Genomic DNA, 18992 nt, shown 5'->3' on the forward strand with positions numbered 1-18992 from the left:
AATAAGCTTATGTTAGAGATAAAAGACCTGCATGCCAGCATTAATGGCAAAGAGATATTGAAAGGTATTAACCTGACGGTGAAACCGGGCGAAGTACATGCGATAATGGGGCCGAACGGTTCCGGAAAGAGTACGCTTTCTTCTGTTCTGGTGGGAAATCCTGCTTTTGAGGTGACAAAAGGTTCGGTCACTTTCTATGGCAAGAATCTGCTGGAGTTGAGTCCGGAAGACCGTAGTCATGAAGGTATTTTCCTTAGTTTCCAGTATCCGGTAGAAATCCCCGGAGTAAGCATGGTGAACTTCATGAGGGCGGCTGTCAATGAACAGCGCAAGTATAAAGGTCTGCCTGCGTTGACTGCCAGCGAATTTCTGAAACTGATGCGTGAGAAGCGTGCCGTAGTCGAACTGGACAATAAACTTGCCAATCGTTCGGTGAATGAAGGTTTCTCCGGTGGTGAGAAGAAGCGTAACGAGATCTTCCAGATGGCAATGCTGGAGCCGCGTCTGAGCATTCTTGACGAGACAGACTCCGGTCTGGATATTGATGCCCTTCGTATTGTAGCGGAAGGCGTGAATAAGCTCAAGACTCCCGAAACAAGTACGATCGTCATCACTCACTATCAGCGTCTGCTCGATTATATCAAACCGGATATAGTGCACGTACTCTATAAAGGTCGTATTGTGAAAACTGCCGGGCCGGAACTAGCCTTGGAACTGGAAGAAAAGGGATACGATTGGATTAAGAAAGAAGTAGGAGAATAACGATGAATGTAGAACAACAATACATAGATCTCTTCTCTCAGACGGAAGCCATGATCTGCAAGCATAGTGCGGAAGTGCTGAATGCACCCCGTGCGGCTGCTTTTGCTGATTTTGAGCGTCTCGGATTCCCGACCCGTAAGATGGAGAAGTATAAATACACGGATATAAGTAAGTATTTCGAGCCTGATTACGGCCTGAACCTTAACCGTCTTCAGATTCCGGTCAATCCGTACGAAGTGTTTAAGTGCGATGTCCCGAATATGAGCACAGCCTTGTATTTTGTGGTAAACGACGCATTTTATAATAAAGCGCTTCCTAAAACTCATTTGCCGGAAGGCGTCATCTTCGGCAGCCTCAAAGAAGTCGCTGCGGAACATCCCGAACTGGTGAAGAAGTACTACGGTAAGCTGGCTGATACCTCCAAGGATGGCATAACAGCTTTTAATACAGCTTTTGCACAGGATGGAGTCATCTTCTATGTTCCGAAGAACGTAATCGTAGAGAAGCCTATCCAACTGGTGAATATCCTTCGTGCAGATGTCAACTTCATGGTGAACCGTCGCGTGCTGATCATCCTGGAAGATGGAGCGCAGGCACGCCTGTTGATCTGTGATCATGCGATGGATAATGTGAACTTCCTTGCAACACAGGTGATCGAAGTATTTGCCGGAGAGAATGCGGTATTCGATATGTATGAGCTTGAAGAAACACATACAAGTACGGTTCGTATCAGTAACCTGTACGTGAAGCAGGAAGCAAACAGCAATGTTTTGCTGAATGGCATGACGCTGCACAACGGAACTACCCGTAATACAACAGAAGTTCTGCTAGCCGGCGAAGGGGCTGAGATTAATCTTTGCGGTATGGCAATCGCTGATAAAAACCAGCATGTGGATAATAATACCTCCATTGATCATGCAGTACCGAATTGTACCAGTAATGAATTATTCAAGTACGTGCTTGATGACCAGTCGACCGGTGCTTTTGCCGGACTGGTATTGGTACGTCCTGATGCCCAGCATACAAATTCTCAACAGACCAACCGCAACCTTTGTGCCACACGCGATGCGCGTATGTACACGCAGCCGCAGCTTGAAATCTATGCGGACGATGTGAAATGCTCTCACGGAGCAACTGTGGGCCAGTTGGACGAGAATGCTTTGTTCTATATGCGTGCACGCGGAATAGCGGAGAAAGAAGCACGCTTGCTTCTGATGTTTGCATTCGTCAATGAAGTCATCGATACGATTCGTCTGGATGCATTGAAAGACCGTCTGCACCTGTTGGTAGAAAAACGCTTCCGTGGCGAATTGAACAAGTGCCAGGGATGTGCAATATGTAAATGATGAATAAGTAAAATGGATATTCAAAAGATACGTGAAGACTTTCCGATATTGAGCCGTACGGTGTATGGTAAACCATTGGTTTATTTCGATAACGGTGCGACGACTCAGAAACCTCGTCTGGTGGTGGATGCGCTGGTAGATGAGTATTACTCTGTGAATGCGAATGTGCATCGCGGAGTACATTACCTTTCCCAGCAGGCAACGGAACTGCATGAAGCTTCCCGCGAAACGGTACGGCAGTTTATCAATGCCGGCAGCACGAATGAGGTCGTCTTTACACGGGGTACGACGGAAAGTATCAATTTGCTTGTTTCCAGCTTTGGAGATGAGTTTATGCAGGAAGGCGATGAGGTGATCCTTTCAGTGATGGAGCATCACAGTAATATCGTTCCCTGGCAACTTCTGGCTGCCCGCAAAGGAATTGCCATCAAGGTCATTCCGATGAATGACAAGGGCGAACTGTTGCTGGATGAATATGAAAAGTTATTCACCGAGCGTACAAAGATAGTCAGTGTAGTTCAGGTGTCGAACGTATTGGGAACCGTAAATCCTGTCAAGGAAATGATTGCGACGGCTCATGCGCATGGAGTACCTTTTCTAGTGGATGCTGCACAGTCTATCCCCCATATGAAGGTGGATGTGCAAGACTTGGATGCCGATTTTCTGGTGTTCTCCGCACATAAGGTTTATGGGCCGACAGGCGTCGGTGTGCTTTATGGAAAGGAAGAATGGCTGGATCGTATGCCCCCTTATCAAGGAGGAGGAGAAATGATTCAGCACGTCTCTTTTGAAAAGACTACCTTCAACGAACTGCCTTTCAAGTTTGAAGCCGGTACGCCGGACTACATCGGTACTACCGGACTGGCAAAAGCCCTTGACTATGTTAATGGTATCGGACTCGATCCAATCGCCGCTCATGAACACGAGCTGACGACGTATGCGCTGAAGCGATTGAAGGAAATACCCAATATGCGTATTTTCGGTGAGGCGGCAGATCGGGGAGCGGTGATTTCATTTCTGGTGGGAGATATTCACCATTTCGATTTGGGAACATTGTTAGACCGTTTAGGTATCGCTGTCCGCACGGGGCACCATTGTGCGCAACCGTTGATGCAGCGGCTCGGAATCGAAGGTACGGTACGTGCATCATTTGCCATGTACAATACACGATCGGAAGTGGACGCATTAGTGGCTGGGATCGAACGCGTCAGCCAGATGTTCTAAAGATATTAATCGCTATTCCTGCAAGAATAGCGATTTTTTTTATTCTTTAACTAAAAAAATCTCTTTGAAGTGCAGTGATTTGAAGTTTCCTGCGTCTAATAAGAAAGAATAAAAATCATTTTAGGTATATTAAGTTGGTCGTGAGACCGCGCTTTCTATAAATTCTCTCTCTCTTTAACTCTAATTGGCGGCTATATCGCATATTCTTGCGGTATAGCCGCAATTTTTTTAGGGTGACATTGCAACCTTTTGGGGGTATCCTGCGTCTAATAGGATAGTAAACAACTAAAAAAGAAGAAAAAGATCATGTTAGTGACTACAACTCCCATCATTGAGGGAAAACGAATAGTAAAGTACTACGGAATTGTTTCCGGAGAGACAATCATTGGTGCCAATGTATTCCGTGACTTGTTTGCAAGTATTCGGGATATTGTAGGAGGTCGTTCCGGTGCATATGAAGAAGTACTACGTATGGCAAAAGATACAGCTTTGCAGGAGATGCAGGCACAGGCAGCAAAGTTAGGAGCCAATGCAGTGATCGGTGTCGATCTGGATTATGAAACAGTAGGAGGCAGCGGTAGTATGCTGATGGTAACTGCCAACGGAACTGCTGTAACGATTGAAGATTAGTTGATTGTTTTATTGTATGAGAAAGGGGATTCACCACGAACGGTGTTTCCCCTTTTGTTCTTAATGTTTGTGCCATGCCTTTGGCACAGTTGTGCCACTGCGTTGGCACTGCTATGCCAAGCCCTTGGCACAAGCGTGCCAAAGGCTTGGCATGAGTAAGGCAGTAGGAAGTTATCTGCCGTAAGCTCAATCACGCGGCTAAAGGCTTGATTAGTGGTGAAAGCATCTATGCCCACTTTCATCAGATAATCACTGGAATAAGTCTTTTCGTTGGCAGCCAGGCTGGATTTACTATTCGGCATCAGATTGATTTCTTTTACCTTATACATTTTCTTGGCATCCAATCCCTGTAGTTTAACAGGCAATAGTTAGTTTGCGGGCATAAAAAAAGGCTATCTATCCCAGACAGCCAATCTTTTGTTAACCTTAAATCTAATACTATGAAAAACACACTACAAAGATAGGGACTTTTCGGCTATCTCCAAATTTTCGGGGCAAAGTGAGGCGCTTTATAACATGGTTTAATAGAAATAACGGGTTTGTTAACGATTAACGTAATAAGACTAAAAATTAACTAACGAGCTATTGGCCTGATGCTCTTTTGCAGGATTCTCAAAAGACTTTTTTACTTGTTTTACCTTCGTTTCATTGAGAGTTATCGCATCAATCGGCAAGTTGGATTTTTTTTCTCTTTTGCTTGCTTTTTTCGTTTGATTTCCATACTTTTAGCCTCCATAAAACCCTTTAATAATTAATTCTATGGATAGCATTCTTTTCTGGCTGGTTCCGGTCGCTTCAGTGTTAGCCCTCTGTTTTGCTTATTACTTCCATAAGCAGATGATGAAAGAGAGTGAAGGTACTCCCCAAATGATAAAAATAGCCGCTGCGGTACGCAAGGGAGCTATGTCTTATCTGAAACAACAGTACAAGATTGTAGGTTGTGTTTTCCTTGGGCTGGTTATTTTGTTTTCAATTATGGCTTATGGCTTTCATGTTCAGAATGTGTGGGTTCCCATAGCTTTCCTGACGGGTGGTTTCTTCTCCGGTCTTTCCGGTTTCCTGGGTATGAAGACGGCAACCTATGCTTCGGCACGTACGGCGAATGCGGCACGCAATTCATTGAACTCCGGACTGAGAATCGCTTTCCGCAGTGGTGCGGTAATGGGACTCGTTGTAGTCGGACTGGGGTTGCTCGATATATCTTTCTGGTATCTGTTGCTGAACGCGGTGATTCCCGCCGACGCACTGACACCGACTCATAAACTTTGCGTAATCACTACCACGATGCTGACGTTCGGTATGGGAGCTTCCACACAGGCGCTCTTTGCCCGTGTAGGTGGCGGTATATATACAAAAGCTGCCGACGTAGGCGCCGACCTTGTGGGTAAGGTAGAAGCCGGAATTCCCGAAGACGATCCGCGAAACCCTGCCACCATTGCCGATAATGTAGGCGATAACGTAGGCGACGTGGCAGGTATGGGAGCCGACTTGTACGAATCTTATTGCGGTTCTATCCTGGCGACTGCCGCATTGGGTGCTGCCGCCTTTATACATTCGGCAGATACGGTCATGCAGTTCAAAGCAGTTATTGCCCCGATGCTGATTGCTGCGGTAGGTATTCTGCTTTCCATTATCGGCATCTTCTCCGTGCGCACCAAAGAAAATGCGACGGTGAAAGATTTGCTCGGCTCGCTGGCATTCGGAACAAACCTGAGTTCCGTGCTGATTGTGGCTGCTACCTTCTTAATCCTGTGGCTCTTACAGTTGGACAACTGGATTTGGATTTCATGCGCTGTCGTAGTCGGCCTGTTGGTCGGCATTGTGATCGGACGTTCTACCGAATATTATACTTCCCAGTCGTATCGCCCTACTCAGAAACTGAGTGAAAGCGGAAAGACTGGACCTGCCACCGTCATTATCTCCGGTATCGGTCTGGGTATGCTTTCTACGGCTATTCCCGTGATTGCGGTAGTGGTGGGTATCATTGCCTCCTTCCTGCTTGCTTCCGGTTTCGATTTTTCCAACGTGGGTATGGGACTCTACGGTATCGGTATTGCCGCTGTCGGTATGCTGTCCACATTAGGAATCACACTGGCTACGGACGCTTACGGCCCGATTGCTGATAATGCAGGCGGTAATGCCGAAATGGCCGGTCTGGGTGCCGAAGTCCGCAAGCGTACCGATGCGCTCGACTCTTTGGGAAATACAACCGCGGCAACCGGAAAAGGTTTTGCTATCGGTTCCGCTGCATTGACCGGACTGGCTTTGCTGGCATCCTATATCGAAGAAATCCGTATCGGTCTGACCCGTTTGGGGACAGTAGACCTGAGTATGCCGAACGGCGATGTTGTCTCAACCGCCAATGCTACCTTTGTCGATTTCATGAACTATTACGACGTGACGCTGATGAATCCGAAAGTTCTTTCCGGTATGTTCCTCGGTTCGATGATGGCGTTCTTGTTCTGTGGATTGACGATGAATGCGGTCGGCCGCGCAGCCGGACACATGGTAGATGAGGTGCGTCGTCAGTTCCGTGAGATCAAAGGCATTCTGACAGGAGAAGCCGAGCCGGATTATGAACGTTGTGTGGCTATCTCAACCAAGGGTGCGCAGCGCGAAATGGTGATTCCGTCGCTGATTGCTATCCTTGCGCCTATCGCTACCGGATTAATCTTCGGAGTGACCGGAGTACTGGGACTGCTGATCGGCGGTTTGAGCACAGGTTTTGTGCTGGCTATCTTTATGGCCAATGCAGGCGGTGCGTGGGATAATGCGAAGAAATATGTAGAAGAGGGGAACTTTGGAGGCAAAGGCGGTGAAGTGCATAAGGCAACCGTAGTAGGCGATACTGTGGGCGACCCGTTTAAGGATACTTCCGGCCCGAGTCTGAATATTTTAATCAAGCTTATGAGCATGGTAGCCATTGTGATGGCAGGGCTTACCGTCGCCTGGAGTTTGTTTTAACTAAAAGAAGGTTTGTTTATTGAAGAGGGCGATAGCCGGAGATAAGTCCGGTTATCGCTTTCTGATTATATAGAACCGGGTAAACACCTTTTTTGCGCACTTAATCACTTTTTTCCGGCAGATGATCCTGTTTCGGGGCATTTCATGCAAATACTCGCTCAAAGCCATTTTCTCGTCTCTTATTATTTAGATACTTTTGCAAGACGATATATTATAAGTTATAAAGGGGAAATGGAAGAAATCTATCATAATGGCTAAGGGGAAAGGCTGATGTTATCAACGAACAAAATCTGTAAAACGAATGGTAGGGTGATGGTTCCGGTCGTCAAGGCTGTGAACCGGTAGAATATATTTGGGGAACAATTGCTTGTTTGTGTGAATGAATGACGGAAAAAGGGGACTTTGAATGAGGTCTCCTTTTTTATTTCCTTTATCTTTGTGGCAAATAAGAAAAAAAGAATAAGTATGCTACTACCTTATTTAAATAAAGACCTGATAGAAGCCGGCTGCGATGAGGCCGGCCGCGGTTGCCTGGCAGGATCAGTGTATGCCGCTGCCGTCATTCTTCCTAAAGATTTCAAGAATGAGCTGCTGAATGATTCGAAGCAACTGACCGAGAAGCAACGCTACGCACTTCGTGAAGTGATAGAGAAAGAAGCGCTGGCATGGGCGGTAGGAGTGGTGTCGCCCGAAGAGATAGACGAGATAAACATTCTCCGCGCCTCCTTTCTGGCGATGCACCGGGCTGTCGATCAGCTCTCTGTCCGTCCTCAGCATTTGCTGATCGACGGAAACCGTTTCAATAAATATCCTGACATTCCTCATACTACCGTGATAAAAGGAGACGGAAAATACCTCTCGATAGCCGCCGCTTCTATACTGGCTAAAACCTACAGAGATGATTATATGAATCGTCTTCACGAAGAATATCCGTTTTATGACTGGAATAAGAATAAAGGATACCCGACTAAAAAACATCGTGCCGCCATCGCCGAACATGGAACGACCCCTTACCACCGAATGACCTTCAATCTGCTTGGTGACGGGCAGTTGAACCTGAATTTCTGATATTTCCTTTTGTTTCACTTTCTACATATTTTTGCAGAATAAGCACGAATTTTCTCCAAATAGCCATGAAAATGTTCGGTTTATGCTAAAAAAGTGTTGACTTGTGCTTTTATTTGTTACTTAAATGCTATATATTTGCATTCGATAACAAGAATTAAAAAAAGATAAAATCATGACAACAAGCAGACTTTATGCATCTAAGAAGTTCATGGGGGCTTTACTTCTTATGATGGGTTTTGTTTTACCTGCCAATGCGCAGTTTTTACGTACTTCATATTTTATGGAAGGTACTCATTATCGTATGCAGTTGAATCCGGCTTTGGCACCGACTAGCGGATATTTTAATATTCCGGCAATTGGTTCGTTGAATGTATCGGCAAGTTCAAATTCTTTGGGTACACAAGATATTATAGATATTATTGATAATAGTGATGGTTTCTATAATAATCAGAAATTCATGAATCGTTTGTCTAATGATAACCGGTTGAATGTCAATGTCAATACGGATATTCTCTCTTTCGGATGGTATAAAGGAAAGAACTTTTGGTCGGTTAATGTAGGTGCCCGTGTAGATTTAGGTGCTCAGATACCTAAGTCCATGTTTAGCTTCTTGCACGATATTGATCAAGATGGTTTCAGTTGGAATAATTCAAAATTTGATATTGGAAAGGAAGAATTGAATATAAATGCTTATACTGAAGTTGGTATTGGTTATGCCCGCGCTATTAATGATCGCTTGTCAGTAGGTGGTAAATTTAAGGTATTACTTGGTATGGGTAACTTGAATTTGAAGGTAGACGGAATGAATGTAGATGCGAATTTGCCACTAAACATTAACGATATTACTGATGTCAATCAGATTCGTGATTATCATGCTAAAATGAAAGTAAATGCGCGTCTTGAGAGCTCTTTCAAAGGAATGGATTTGGTGGAAAATACGAGTGATCCTGATCCTCGGAAACACTATATTGATGATTTTGATTTTAACGGATTTGGCATTGCAGGTTATGGTGGTGCCATCGATTTAGGGGCATCTTATAAGATTCTTGATAATTTGACAGTGTCTGCTTCTGTGTTGGATTTGGGTTTTATCAAGTGGTCAAAGGGGAGTACAAGTGTTGCAACAGCTAAAGGAAGTATGGATTATGATGGCAAAGACTATGCACTTACTCCGGAAGGGTTAGAGGATTTCCAGCGGGATGCCCAAGATTTTATGAATCGTGTGGAAGGTGGGGATGTTTTGAATTACGAAATGCTCCAACTGCAAAAAGAAGATGTTGTTGAGTCTCGTACCACTTCTCTTCATTCTACAGTAGTAATTGGTGCTGAGTATGAACTGTTGGATAAATGGTTGGCGATTGGTGCTCTTTCCACTACCCGCTTCACTAAGCCGAAAACTCAGACTGAAATTACACTTTCGGCTAATATTCGTCCGAAAAGTTGGTTGAATGCGGCAATCAGTTATTCTATGATTCAGAGTGCTGGTAAATCATTTGGTTTGGCTGTGAAACTTGGGCCTTTGTTTATCGGTACGGACTATATGTTCTTTGGAAAAAGTACAAAGACAGTAAATGGATTTGTTGGTATTTCTGTGCCATTGGGCGGAAAGAAATCCAGTAAAGAAGGATAAAATAATTTCTCTCTCTTAAACATTCTCTTTTTAATATTCTCTATCGAACAAAAAACGTATTGTGTGCAGCCTGTCATCGCCGACCTTGAATTCAGGTCTTAAGAATGACAGGCTGCTTTTTTATGTCTCTGACGTAAAGGGAGATTTAGAACTGCTTGAATGGCAGTCGCTTGAATTAGAACCACTTGATTTTCCGGAATACGATAAACGCTAATGTCGACAGCACGACAGAGCACAGGATAATCAGTGCAAAGGCATACGGCATCTCTTCCAGATGGATATCCACATTCATTCCGTAGAAACTGGCTATCAATGTCGGGATCATCAGTGTAATGGAAAGGCTGGTCATGCGTTTCATGATGGCATTCACGTTGTTGGAGATGATAGAGGCAAAGGCGTCCATCGTTCCGGTGAGGATATCGCTGTAGATATTCACGGTATTAAATGCCTGTTTCAACTCGATAATCACGTCTTCTACCAGTTCCTTGTCCAGAAAGTCAGTGTCCTGAAAGATACTTTGCAGCTTTCCGATCATTACTTCATTTCCTCGGATGGAGGTGTTGAAGTAAACGAGTGTTTTCTGCAGTCTCATCAGACGGAGCAGGTCTTCGTTGCGGATACTGCGTTCCAGTTCTTTTTCGGCGGCGCTGATATCCAGATTTATCTGTTTCAGATATTTCAGAAACCATACGGCAGACGAATAAATCAGCCGGAGAATCAGATCGAGTTTGTTGCGGACTTCGATTCCCTTTCGGCGGGTGTGTTCGATGAAGTCCGGCAGCAGGTCTGTGTTGTGGTAGCAGACTGATACAATGATTTCATTGTTGGTGATGATGCCGATGGGTACGGTGCCGAAGGGAAGACTTTCGTTCTGACCGTTTTGCATCGGGATGCGCAGAATCGTCAATAGCCAGTTGCCTTCCGTGTCGGTTCGCGGACGTTCGTCTGTATCGGCTATATCGTTCAGAAATGATTCGGGTACGTTCAGGGTTTTAGTCAGAAACTCAAAGTCATCGTTGTCCGGGCATACTACGTTTACCCAGCAGTTAGGAAGCCATTGCGGTTTTTCCACAAAGCCAGCTTCACAATAAAGATATGTTCTCATCTTATTGCCTCCTTTCGTTTGTTTACACGAGCAGAGGCATCAGTTTTCAATGACTCTGATCGCTTTAATTAATACTATAAGTGCACGTTCGCGGGTTTGAATCGTCCATTTTTCTATGATTTAATTTAAAAGCGATACAAAAGTACGGAAAATTAACCGAGGTTCCGTCTTTTGCATCGCTTTTTTTAGATTTTCTTGTTGTTTATGGTCTTTCAGTGTGCGGGGAGTTCATTGGTTGACTATGGTAAAATCACTTGTAAGATAGTGCTGAAGTTCCCGTTAGCTCCTTATATAGTAGACTTTCCTTATAAGGAAAGTTGGGATAAGCTACCGATATCATTAGTTGTTCACGGCCGTGGTAAGAGTTGCTCACGGTCGTGGCAAATGCTGCTCACGGATGTGATCAAGTCTTGTCACGGCCGTGAACAGGTAAAGATGCCGGTAGCTTAATGGAAGTATAAAGGCATGATGAGCTAAAAGCATTGGTAGCTTATCGTATTTGTGGTATAAGGTCAAGACTCGGATGAGGCGTGATAGGTGTAATAAGTAATAAGTAATAGGTAATAAGTAACAGGTAATAGGTAACAGGTGATAAGTAACAGGTAATAGGTAATAAGATGGGGAGGAAATGACAGGTAATAAGTCATGAAATAGGGGTGAAGTGACAATAAAAAGCATGATTTACGGCTATTATCACCTTATTATCACCCTATTGTCACCAGCTATTATCATCAGAAGTGTATTCATTATCAGCTTGTTATCTCCAAAAGGTGATAAGTGACAATAGAAAAGCATTTTATTTCTAGAGAGTATCTGTCATGCTGAATTTGTCGAAGAGGAAGGCAAAAGTCAATAGTAACTGAAATTGGGCTGACTAAAAAGTCAATAGTATCTTAAATCTCCTCCTTCGGGAAGGAGGAGTACCCGTAGGGGGAGGTGGTAGGTAAATACATAAATTATTGTTATTCAATTATAAAGTATGCCTACCACTCCGGTTTTCAATTGGGAAAGTGGCTACTGACCTTTGATCTTATCCTTAATGTGCATTCTTGTCAAAGTGTCACAACCAGACTCAGTCGGGATTACTGAGCATTTTCTCCCTGTCCGGCAGATTCGGAAACGGGGAAGTGCTCCTCCAAATACTTTCTGATTCTATGCGTCCCCAGTTCTTCCTTGGAGATACTGCCGTCTTTTAGCACAAGTTCATAGTGCGGAATGCCGTTGAAGCGGAAAAGTTGGCGCAGATAATTGAACTCTGAGTCGGTGACATAATAGCTGGCTTCTCCTTTCAGATTCTTTTCCACGTATTGCTTATATGCACCGGCTGGTGAGTCTTTCTGTCCGGTGATATAGATGAACTCGAACTCCGGATGATCTTTGTATTTTTTGCGCAGGTCTGCCGTCGCTTCTATTCCTGCGCGACAAGGTCCGCAGGTCGTTGCCCAGAAGTCTACGAACAAGACTTTGCCCGGATGATTCTTAATAATGTTGCGGAAAACGTTGGTGGCTTTGCCTTCCGGAAGTTGATAGGAATTGACTTTTTCCTTCGGATGCGTTTTGGCGAACAGATATTCGGCCTCTTCTGCCAATTGTGGGTGAGTGAGCTTTTGCTTGATACTGTCCACATACTCACGGGCAATGGAACGTGTCTTGATATTCTGCAGGCTGAAACCCAGGTTGCGGACTTTGGCTATTTGCCAAAGCAAAGGATCGGGCACATCATATAGCCGGGCAAGAATGCTGTCTTTCTTATGACCGGTTTTTTGTTCCATCGAGATAAAGTTTCTGTCCATGTCTTGCTCTGACTGCTTGTTTTTATACTGCTTGTCGATGTACTCCAGGACCAGTTTTTCTTCTTTTTCGTATAAGCCTTTCACCTTGTCATTCTCTTCTTGAAGTTCTTTTAAGGGGATTCTGACGGTTGTTCCTGCCAGTTTCTCCTGTTTCAGTCTGATTGCCTCCTGTTCTGCATTCAGTTTTACTCCTTTCTCTTTAAGGAAAGCGAGAAGCGATTCTTCCGGATACGTGTAAGAGATGGTATCCTTTGGTTGCGGTGCATGATAATTATAGGCTGTTCTGAAGGCGTCCATATATTCAAACCGGTTGATAAAAGAGCTGGCATTGGCATCGGTGAGCACCGTTTCATCATTCAGCGGCATCTTCTTCAAGAAGTTGTAATAAGAATCTTCTTCTTTCACTTTCAAGGCTTGGTTGGCTGTATCCTGCTTCGCATAATAATCTCTGCTCATCAGAAAATCGAAGAATAAGCCTCCTGCCTGCAGGTCTGCCTTATTCTTGATCAGACGGGCAGCCTTTGCCGATGGGCGGCAAATCTGAATAAGTGAATCGGCTGTATGCTCCCATCGGGCGACAATCGGCTTCATGTGCTCCTGATATTGGCTGGGCGTCAGTTTGTTGCGCGCGTTGGATAAATCATCGTAACGGTAGGGGATCAGCGACTTGAATTCCTTCAGCAGATAGGAGAGGGAAGCCGACGGGCCCATGTAGGCTGTATTCTTGATCAGGAAATAATAGTCGCGTGCACGGCTGCGTGCCAGCAATGCTTCCCAGTCGATATACATGGTAAGCGTCTGTCCGGGCTCGATATAGAATGGAATCCAGTTGTTGTCAAGCGTGACCGACTGTTCCACAGGATGCTTGATGACAAACTTGCACAGGAAGCTGCCGTCTTCGTCTATCTGAATCACAGTCGGGTAGTCCTGGCGGGTGATATGGTTGGATAGATAGATGAGTCCGGTGTCAAATCCCAGCCGGCGGTCATAGCCGTCGATGTACCCTTGCAGACAGGTGGTGTCTGTGTGGAAGAACTGCTGGAAACCTGTGTCGGCAGCGATTGTCTTTGTAGCTCCCCTTTGCCGGGTATACAGCTGATTCTTTTCTCCGTTCACTTGTATCTGGCAGCTTCCGTCTTTCTGCGGAGTGACCAGCAGGGTGCGTATGTCTCCATTCTGCTTGTCCTTGACGGTGATTTCCACCCGCTTCCCTTTCTTGCGGATGTTTTCGTTGGTAAATATCCGGTTGTCCATAATCGTAACAGAATCGTAGATACCGTATTCCCAGGTGTTTAAATCATCTGCCTTGAACCAGTTTCCCTTGATTGCCGCCAACGGCGAAACGTTTTTGCCGGAGGACGGTACTAAAGATATGTCATACGTATTTCCTTCCGTATCGCTCGGACTGAGGAGATGGATGACCTGCGTCTCTTCCGGCAGAGCTTCGAAAACGAGCACATAGTCCATCTCGCCCGAATCGGGCATATACACTTCCTTATTGAGCTCAATGCCTTCCGCACTCTTGAACTGGTATTTCTTGCCGGTGGCTGCATCTTCCAGATAACTGTCTCCTTCTTCCTTTATCCACCAGTGCGGACGGAAGATGGCGTGAATATAAACACGCGTGCCATCGGGCGTGCGTTCTATACGGGTGATGTTGCCAATACTTCCCGAACGGGCTTTGAATGGCGGATTGTCGACGGTTTGTGCTGTGAGCATACCCGACAGCATGAGCATCATGCAGAGTAGAATCGTTTTCATAATATTAAATTTTGAATAAATGCATTTAGTAGTTCCTTATACAAAGAAAGAAAAATATCCATAGCTCCCTCTCTTTTTCCCTTTTAACTTAACATAGATTAAACGTTTACGTAATCATCTTTTTTGTACCTTTGCACCCGAAAATCAGAGTGATAATTTAAATATTGAAATATTATGAGTAAGAAAGCCCTTTTAATGATCCTCGATGGTTGGGGACTAGGCGACCAAAAGAAAGACGACGTAATCTTCAACACTCCCACTCCTTACTGGGATTATCTGATGAACAATTATCCTCATTCCCAACTTCAGGCAAGTGGTGAGAACGTAGGTTTGCCCGACGGACAGATGGGTAACTCGGAAGTGGGTCACCTCAACATTGGTGCCGGACGTGTGGTTTATCAGGATTTGGTGAAAATCAACCGCGCATGTGCTGACAACAGCATCCTGCAGAACCCCGAAATCGTTTCTGCTTTCTCTTATGCGAAAGAAAACGGAAAGAGCGTTCATTTCATGGGACTGACTTCCAACGGTGGCGTACACAGCTCAATGGTTCATCTTTTCAAACTTTGCGACATCTCCAAAGAATACGGCATCGACAATACATTCATTCACTGCTTCATGGACGGTCGTGACACTGACCCGAAGAGCGGCAAGGGATTTATCGAAGAACTTTCTGCACACTGCGAGAAATCGGCAGGCAAGATCGCTTCTATCATCGGTCGTTATTATGCTATGGACCGTGACAAACGTTGGGAACGTGTAAAGGAAGCCTATGACCTGCTGGTAAACGGCCAGGGTAAGAAAGCTACCGATATGGTTCAGGCTATGCAGGAATCTTACGATGAAGGTGTAACGGACGAATTCATCAAGCCGATTGTAAACGCCAACTGCGACGGAACCATCAAAGAAGGTGATGTCGTTATCTTCTTCAACTACCGTAACGACCGCGCCAAAGAACTGACTGTCGTACTGACTCAGCAAGATATGCCGGAAGCAGGTATGCATACGATCCCGGGACTGCAATATTACTGCATGACTCCGTATGATGCATCCTTCAAAGGTGTTCACATCCTGTTCGACAAGGAAAACGTTGCCAACACACTGGGCGAATACATCGCTTCCAAAGGACTTAACCAGCTCCATATCGCTGAAACAGAGAAATATGCTCACGTTACTTTCTTCTTCAACGGCGGTCGTGAAACTCCGTTCGACAACGAAGACCGTATCCTTGTTCCATCTCCGAAAGTAGCCACTTACGACCTGAAACCGGAAATGAGCGCTTACGAAGTGAAGGATAAACTGGTAGACGCTATCAACGAAAACAAATATGATTTCATCGTGGTAAACTTCGCTAACGGTGACATGGTTGGTCATACCGGTATCTACGAAGCAATCGAGAAGGCTGTTGTGGCTGTAGACGCTTGCGTGAAAGACGTAATCGAAGCTGCTAAAGCACAAGGTTACGAAGCTATCATCATCGCCGACCACGGTAACGCTGATCATGCCTTGAACGAAGACGGCACTCCGAATACGGCTCACTCTCTGAACCCGGTTCCTTGTGTGTACGTAACAGAAAACAAAGCTGCGAAAGTAGAAGACGGTCGCCTGGCTGATGTGGCTCCGACTATCCTGAAAATCATGGGTCTGGAAGCTCCGGCTGATATGAACGGTCAGATTTTGATTAAGTAATTTAGAATGCTATAACCAAAGGGGCGGGGGTATACTCCGCCCTTTTTGTCTCACATAAGTTTTATGATTCAGATAGAAGATGTAGTAGTGAGCTTCGATGTCCTTCGGGAAAAGTTCCTTTGTAATCTGGACGCCTGCAAGGGCGAATGTTGTATTGAAGGGGATGCAGGGGCACCTGTGGAATTGGATGAAGTGGAAAAGCTGGAAGAGGTTCTGCCGATAATATGGGAGGAACTGTCGCCGGAAGCGCGTGCTGTCATTGAGAAGCAAGGAGTCGTATACACGGATCAGGAAGGTGATCTGGTGACTTCTATTGTTAATAATAAGGATTGCGTCTTTACTTGCTATGACGAGAAAGGATGTTGTTACTGTGCCATCGAAAAGGCTTATCGGGATGGCAAGACGGACTTTTACAAACCGGTATCATGCCATCTCTATCCCATTCGGATTGGAGATTACGGACCTTATAAGGCGGTGAACTATCATCGTTGGGATGTGTGTAAAGCGGCTGTGTTGCTGGGGAAAAAAGAAAACGTGGCTGTCTACCAATTCTTGAAAGAACCTCTGATCCGTAAATTCGGCGAAAAGTGGTACCAGGAATTGGAAGTCGCAGTGAAGGAATTAAAGGCGCATGATATGATATGATATTTCTTTCATTTCCTCGACTCTTTGCGTTTGGATCGTATCAGAAGAAATAACAGGCAGATCATAGCTACGATAATGCAAGCCGGAGTAATCCATGCCTCCGGATGGATAATAATTAGGAACAGGCAAGTGACAATCACACAGGATGCCAGGATTCTGAGATAGAGTCTGATCTTGGCAAATACAGGATTTGGGGTAGTCGTTTTCATAAGTGTCCTCCTTCATTTCCGGCAAGATAGTGATTTTGACCGGAAAAAGATTTAACTGTTAGGTTTTATTAAGACATAGAAAAGCGCCGGTACGGAGGATTTTCCTTCGCTTGCCGACGCTTCTTCGTTGTAAGATGTGAGGTTGGTTTATAAAAACGTAATATTAAAATTATGTATCGATATTCGCATATGTTGCATTCTCTTCGATAAACTCGCGGCGCGGACCTACGTCTTCACCCATTAGCATGGAGAAGATGTAATCGGCTTCAGCGGCATTATCGATGTTTACTTGCTTCAGCATACGGTTGTCGGGATCCATAGTTGTTTCCCACAACTGCTGGGCGTTCATTTCACCCAAACCTTTGTAACGCTGTGTATGAACCGCATTTTCCAGACCACCGCCATAGGTATCGATAAACTTCTGGCGTTGCGCGTCTGTCCAGCAATACTCTTCTACTTTACCCTTTTTGCAGAGGTAGAGCGGGGGAGTAGCGATGTACAGATAACCGTTCTGAATAATCTGCGGCATATAACGGAAGAAGAATGTCATGATCAGTGTGTCGATGTGAGAACCATCGACGTCGGCATCGGTCATGATGATAATCTTGTGATAGCGCAGCTTTTCGATGTTAGCCTCTTTGCTGTCGTCTTCTGTTCCGATAGTGACACCCAGTGCCGTATATATATTGCGGATTTCATCGCTTTCCAGTGCTTTGTGATACATCGCTTTTTCGACGTTCAGAATCTTACCGCGTAGCGGAAGGATGGCCTGGAACATACGGTTACGTCCTTGCTTGGCAGTACCACCTGCCGAGTCTCCCTCGACGAGGAACAATTCGCATTTTGAGGGGTCTTTATCCGAACAGTCGGCCAGCTTACCCGGCAGACCGCCTCCGGACATCGGAGACTTGCGTTGTACCATTTCACGGGCTTTTCTTGCTGCGTGGCGTGCTGTGGCAGCAAGGATTACCTTGTCTACAATCGTTTTTGCCTCCTTTGGATGTTCTTCCAGGTAGTAAGCCAGTACTTCACCGACAGCCTGGTCTACGGCACCCATTACTTCGTTGTTACCCAACTTCGTTTTGGTCTGTCCCTCGAACTGTGGTTCGGCAACTTTAACGGAAATAACGGCAGTCAGACCTTCGCGGAAGTCGTCCCCCGAGATTTCAACTTTCACCTTTTCCAGCATCTTGCTGTCTTCGGCGTATTTCTTCAGCGTACGGGTCAGTGCACGGCGGAAGCCGGCAAGATGCGTACCTCCTTCGATTGTATTGATGTTATTGACATAGGAATGTACATTTTCGGAGAATCCTGTATTGTACATGATAGCTATTTCAATAGGTATTCCCTGCTTCTCAGAGTTCAGATAGATAACGTCGTTGATCAAGTGCTCACGTGAAGACTCGATGAAGCGTACAAACTCTCTCAGCCCTTCTTCAGAATAGAATACTTCACTCTTGAAGCTGCCGTCTTCTTCATTCACTACCCGACGGTCGGTCAGTGAGATGCGAAGACCTGCATTCAGGTACGCCAGCTCACGCAGACGTGAAGCCAGAATTTTATAATCATATACCGTTTCGGTAAAGATTGTATCATCCGGCCAGAATTGTTGGCGGGTTCCTGTAATATCCGATACACCCACTTCTTTCACAGAATAAAGCGGCTTACCGATTTCATATTCCTGCTGATAGATTTTACCATCACGGAATACCTGTGTAGTCATGTGTGTTGACAGTGCATTTACGCAAGACATACCTACACCGTGCAAACCTCCGGAAACTTTATACGACCCTTTGTCGAACTTACCTCCGGCATGCAGTACGGTCATTGCTACTTCCAGTGCCGACTTCTTTTCTTTTTCATGATAGTCGACCGGAATACCACGTCCGTTGTCCTGTACGGTGATTGAATTATCTTCGTTGATTGTCACTTCGATGTGGTCGCAATACCCGGCCAGTGCCTCGTCAATGGAGTTATCAACGATTTCGTATACCAAGTGGTGAAGTCCCTTTACGCTGATGTCACCGATGTACATCGCAGGGCGTTTTCTCACTGCTTCAAGACCTTCCAATACCTGGATGCTATCCGCAGAATAAGACCCGTTATTGGGAGTGATTTGTTCTTCGCTCATAATTGCCTTTCTAAGTTATAATAACAGAGCAAATA

General features: G+C 45.3%; 14 protein-coding genes and 1 pseudogene. 10 read left to right on the top strand and 5 right to left on the bottom strand.

Translation table 11 applies throughout. The features are described from left to right. Positions 1-9 precede the first annotated feature (9 nt). From sufC to KTR07_RS15685, 4 genes are all read left to right on the top strand, one after another. Positions 10-762 (top strand): Fe-S cluster assembly ATPase SufC, encoded by a 753-nt coding sequence (sufC, locus tag KTR07_RS15670; RefSeq protein WP_008763669.1) that lies wholly within the window; start codon positions 10-12, stop codon positions 760-762. A gap of 2 nt (positions 763-764) precedes the next feature. After that, positions 765-2108, top strand: coding sequence for a Fe-S cluster assembly protein SufD (gene sufD / locus KTR07_RS15675; protein WP_008767608.1), 1344 nt, complete (start codon positions 765-767; stop codon positions 2106-2108). A gap of 12 nt (positions 2109-2120) precedes the next feature. Further along, the gene (locus KTR07_RS15680) at positions 2121-3332 is read left to right on the top strand and encodes a cysteine desulfurase (RefSeq protein WP_008767609.1); all 1212 of its coding nucleotides are present in this window, start codon (positions 2121-2123) and stop codon (positions 3330-3332) included. Positions 3333-3638: 306 nt separating this feature from the next. After that, a complete protein-coding gene (locus KTR07_RS15685) occupies positions 3639-3962 on the top strand; it encodes a heavy metal-binding domain-containing protein (RefSeq protein WP_008767610.1) in 324 nt (107 codons plus the stop codon). Positions 3963-4135: 173 nt separating this feature from the next. Here KTR07_RS15685 and KTR07_RS28445 read toward each other — a convergent pair. Next, positions 4136-4330 (bottom strand): annotated as a pseudogene (locus KTR07_RS28445) (GH36 C-terminal domain-containing protein); the annotation flags it as partial. Between the two features lie 391 nt (positions 4331-4721). Here KTR07_RS28445 and KTR07_RS15695 point away from each other — a divergent pair. From KTR07_RS15695 to KTR07_RS15705, 3 genes are all read left to right on the top strand, one after another. Further along, positions 4722-6926 carry a sodium-translocating pyrophosphatase gene (locus KTR07_RS15695; RefSeq protein WP_008767612.1) on the top strand — a complete coding sequence of 735 codons (2205 nt, stop codon included), beginning with the start codon at positions 4722-4724 and terminating at the stop codon, positions 6924-6926. Between the two features lie 465 nt (positions 6927-7391). Next, entirely contained in the window at positions 7392-7994 is a 603-nt protein-coding gene (locus tag KTR07_RS15700) for a ribonuclease HII (protein ID WP_008763678.1), read from the top strand. A 172-nt stretch (positions 7995-8166) separates the two neighbouring features. Further along, complete coding sequence (locus KTR07_RS15705) at positions 8167-9624, top strand: DUF5723 family protein (RefSeq protein ID WP_008767614.1); 1458 nt, start codon at positions 8167-8169, stop codon at positions 9622-9624. A gap of 175 nt (positions 9625-9799) precedes the next feature. Here KTR07_RS15705 and KTR07_RS15710 read toward each other — a convergent pair whose 3' ends face one another. Continuing rightward, positions 9800-10729, bottom strand: a complete 930-nt coding sequence (locus KTR07_RS15710; RefSeq protein ID WP_008763680.1) for a magnesium transporter CorA family protein — start codon at positions 10727-10729, stop codon at positions 9800-9802. A 204-nt stretch (positions 10730-10933) separates the two neighbouring features. Between KTR07_RS15710 and KTR07_RS15715 the strand changes: the two genes are divergently transcribed. Beyond that, the gene (locus KTR07_RS15715; RefSeq protein WP_080979946.1) at positions 10934-11179 is read left to right on the top strand and encodes a hypothetical protein; all 246 of its coding nucleotides are present in this window, start codon (positions 10934-10936) and stop codon (positions 11177-11179) included. A gap of 632 nt (positions 11180-11811) precedes the next feature. On the opposite strand, the gene KTR07_RS15720 is transcribed toward KTR07_RS15715, so the two are convergent. Then, the gene (locus tag KTR07_RS15720; protein WP_118337238.1) at positions 11812-14283 is read right to left on the bottom strand and encodes a TlpA disulfide reductase family protein; all 2472 of its coding nucleotides are present in this window, start codon (positions 14281-14283) and stop codon (positions 11812-11814) included. 174 nt (positions 14284-14457) lie between these two features. Here KTR07_RS15720 and gpmI point away from each other — a divergent pair, with 174 nt between their 5' ends. Both gpmI and KTR07_RS15730 read left to right on the top strand, forming a co-directional pair. After that, positions 14458-15972, top strand: a complete 1515-nt coding sequence (gene gpmI, locus KTR07_RS15725; RefSeq protein WP_048696489.1) for a 2,3-bisphosphoglycerate-independent phosphoglycerate mutase — start codon at positions 14458-14460, stop codon at positions 15970-15972. Positions 15973-16035: 63 nt separating this feature from the next. After that, the gene (locus KTR07_RS15730) at positions 16036-16617 is read left to right on the top strand and encodes a DUF3109 family protein (protein ID WP_008763683.1); all 582 of its coding nucleotides are present in this window, start codon (positions 16036-16038) and stop codon (positions 16615-16617) included. A gap of 8 nt (positions 16618-16625) precedes the next feature. On the opposite strand, the gene KTR07_RS15735 is transcribed toward KTR07_RS15730, so the two are convergent. Both KTR07_RS15735 and gyrB read right to left on the bottom strand, forming a co-directional pair. Continuing rightward, positions 16626-16826 carry a hypothetical protein gene (locus tag KTR07_RS15735; protein ID WP_032850788.1) on the bottom strand — a complete coding sequence of 67 codons (201 nt, stop codon included), beginning with the start codon at positions 16824-16826 and terminating at the stop codon, positions 16626-16628. A gap of 169 nt (positions 16827-16995) precedes the next feature. Then, the gene (gene gyrB / locus KTR07_RS15740) at positions 16996-18957 is read right to left on the bottom strand and encodes a DNA topoisomerase (ATP-hydrolyzing) subunit B (protein ID WP_113747948.1); all 1962 of its coding nucleotides are present in this window, start codon (positions 18955-18957) and stop codon (positions 16996-16998) included. Between the last annotated feature and the right edge of the window lie 35 nt (positions 18958-18992).

Source organism: Bacteroides sp. MSK.20.82 (genome assembly GCF_019052485.1).
GTDB classification, from domain to species: domain Bacteria; phylum Bacteroidota; class Bacteroidia; order Bacteroidales; family Bacteroidaceae; genus Bacteroides; species Bacteroides thetaiotaomicron.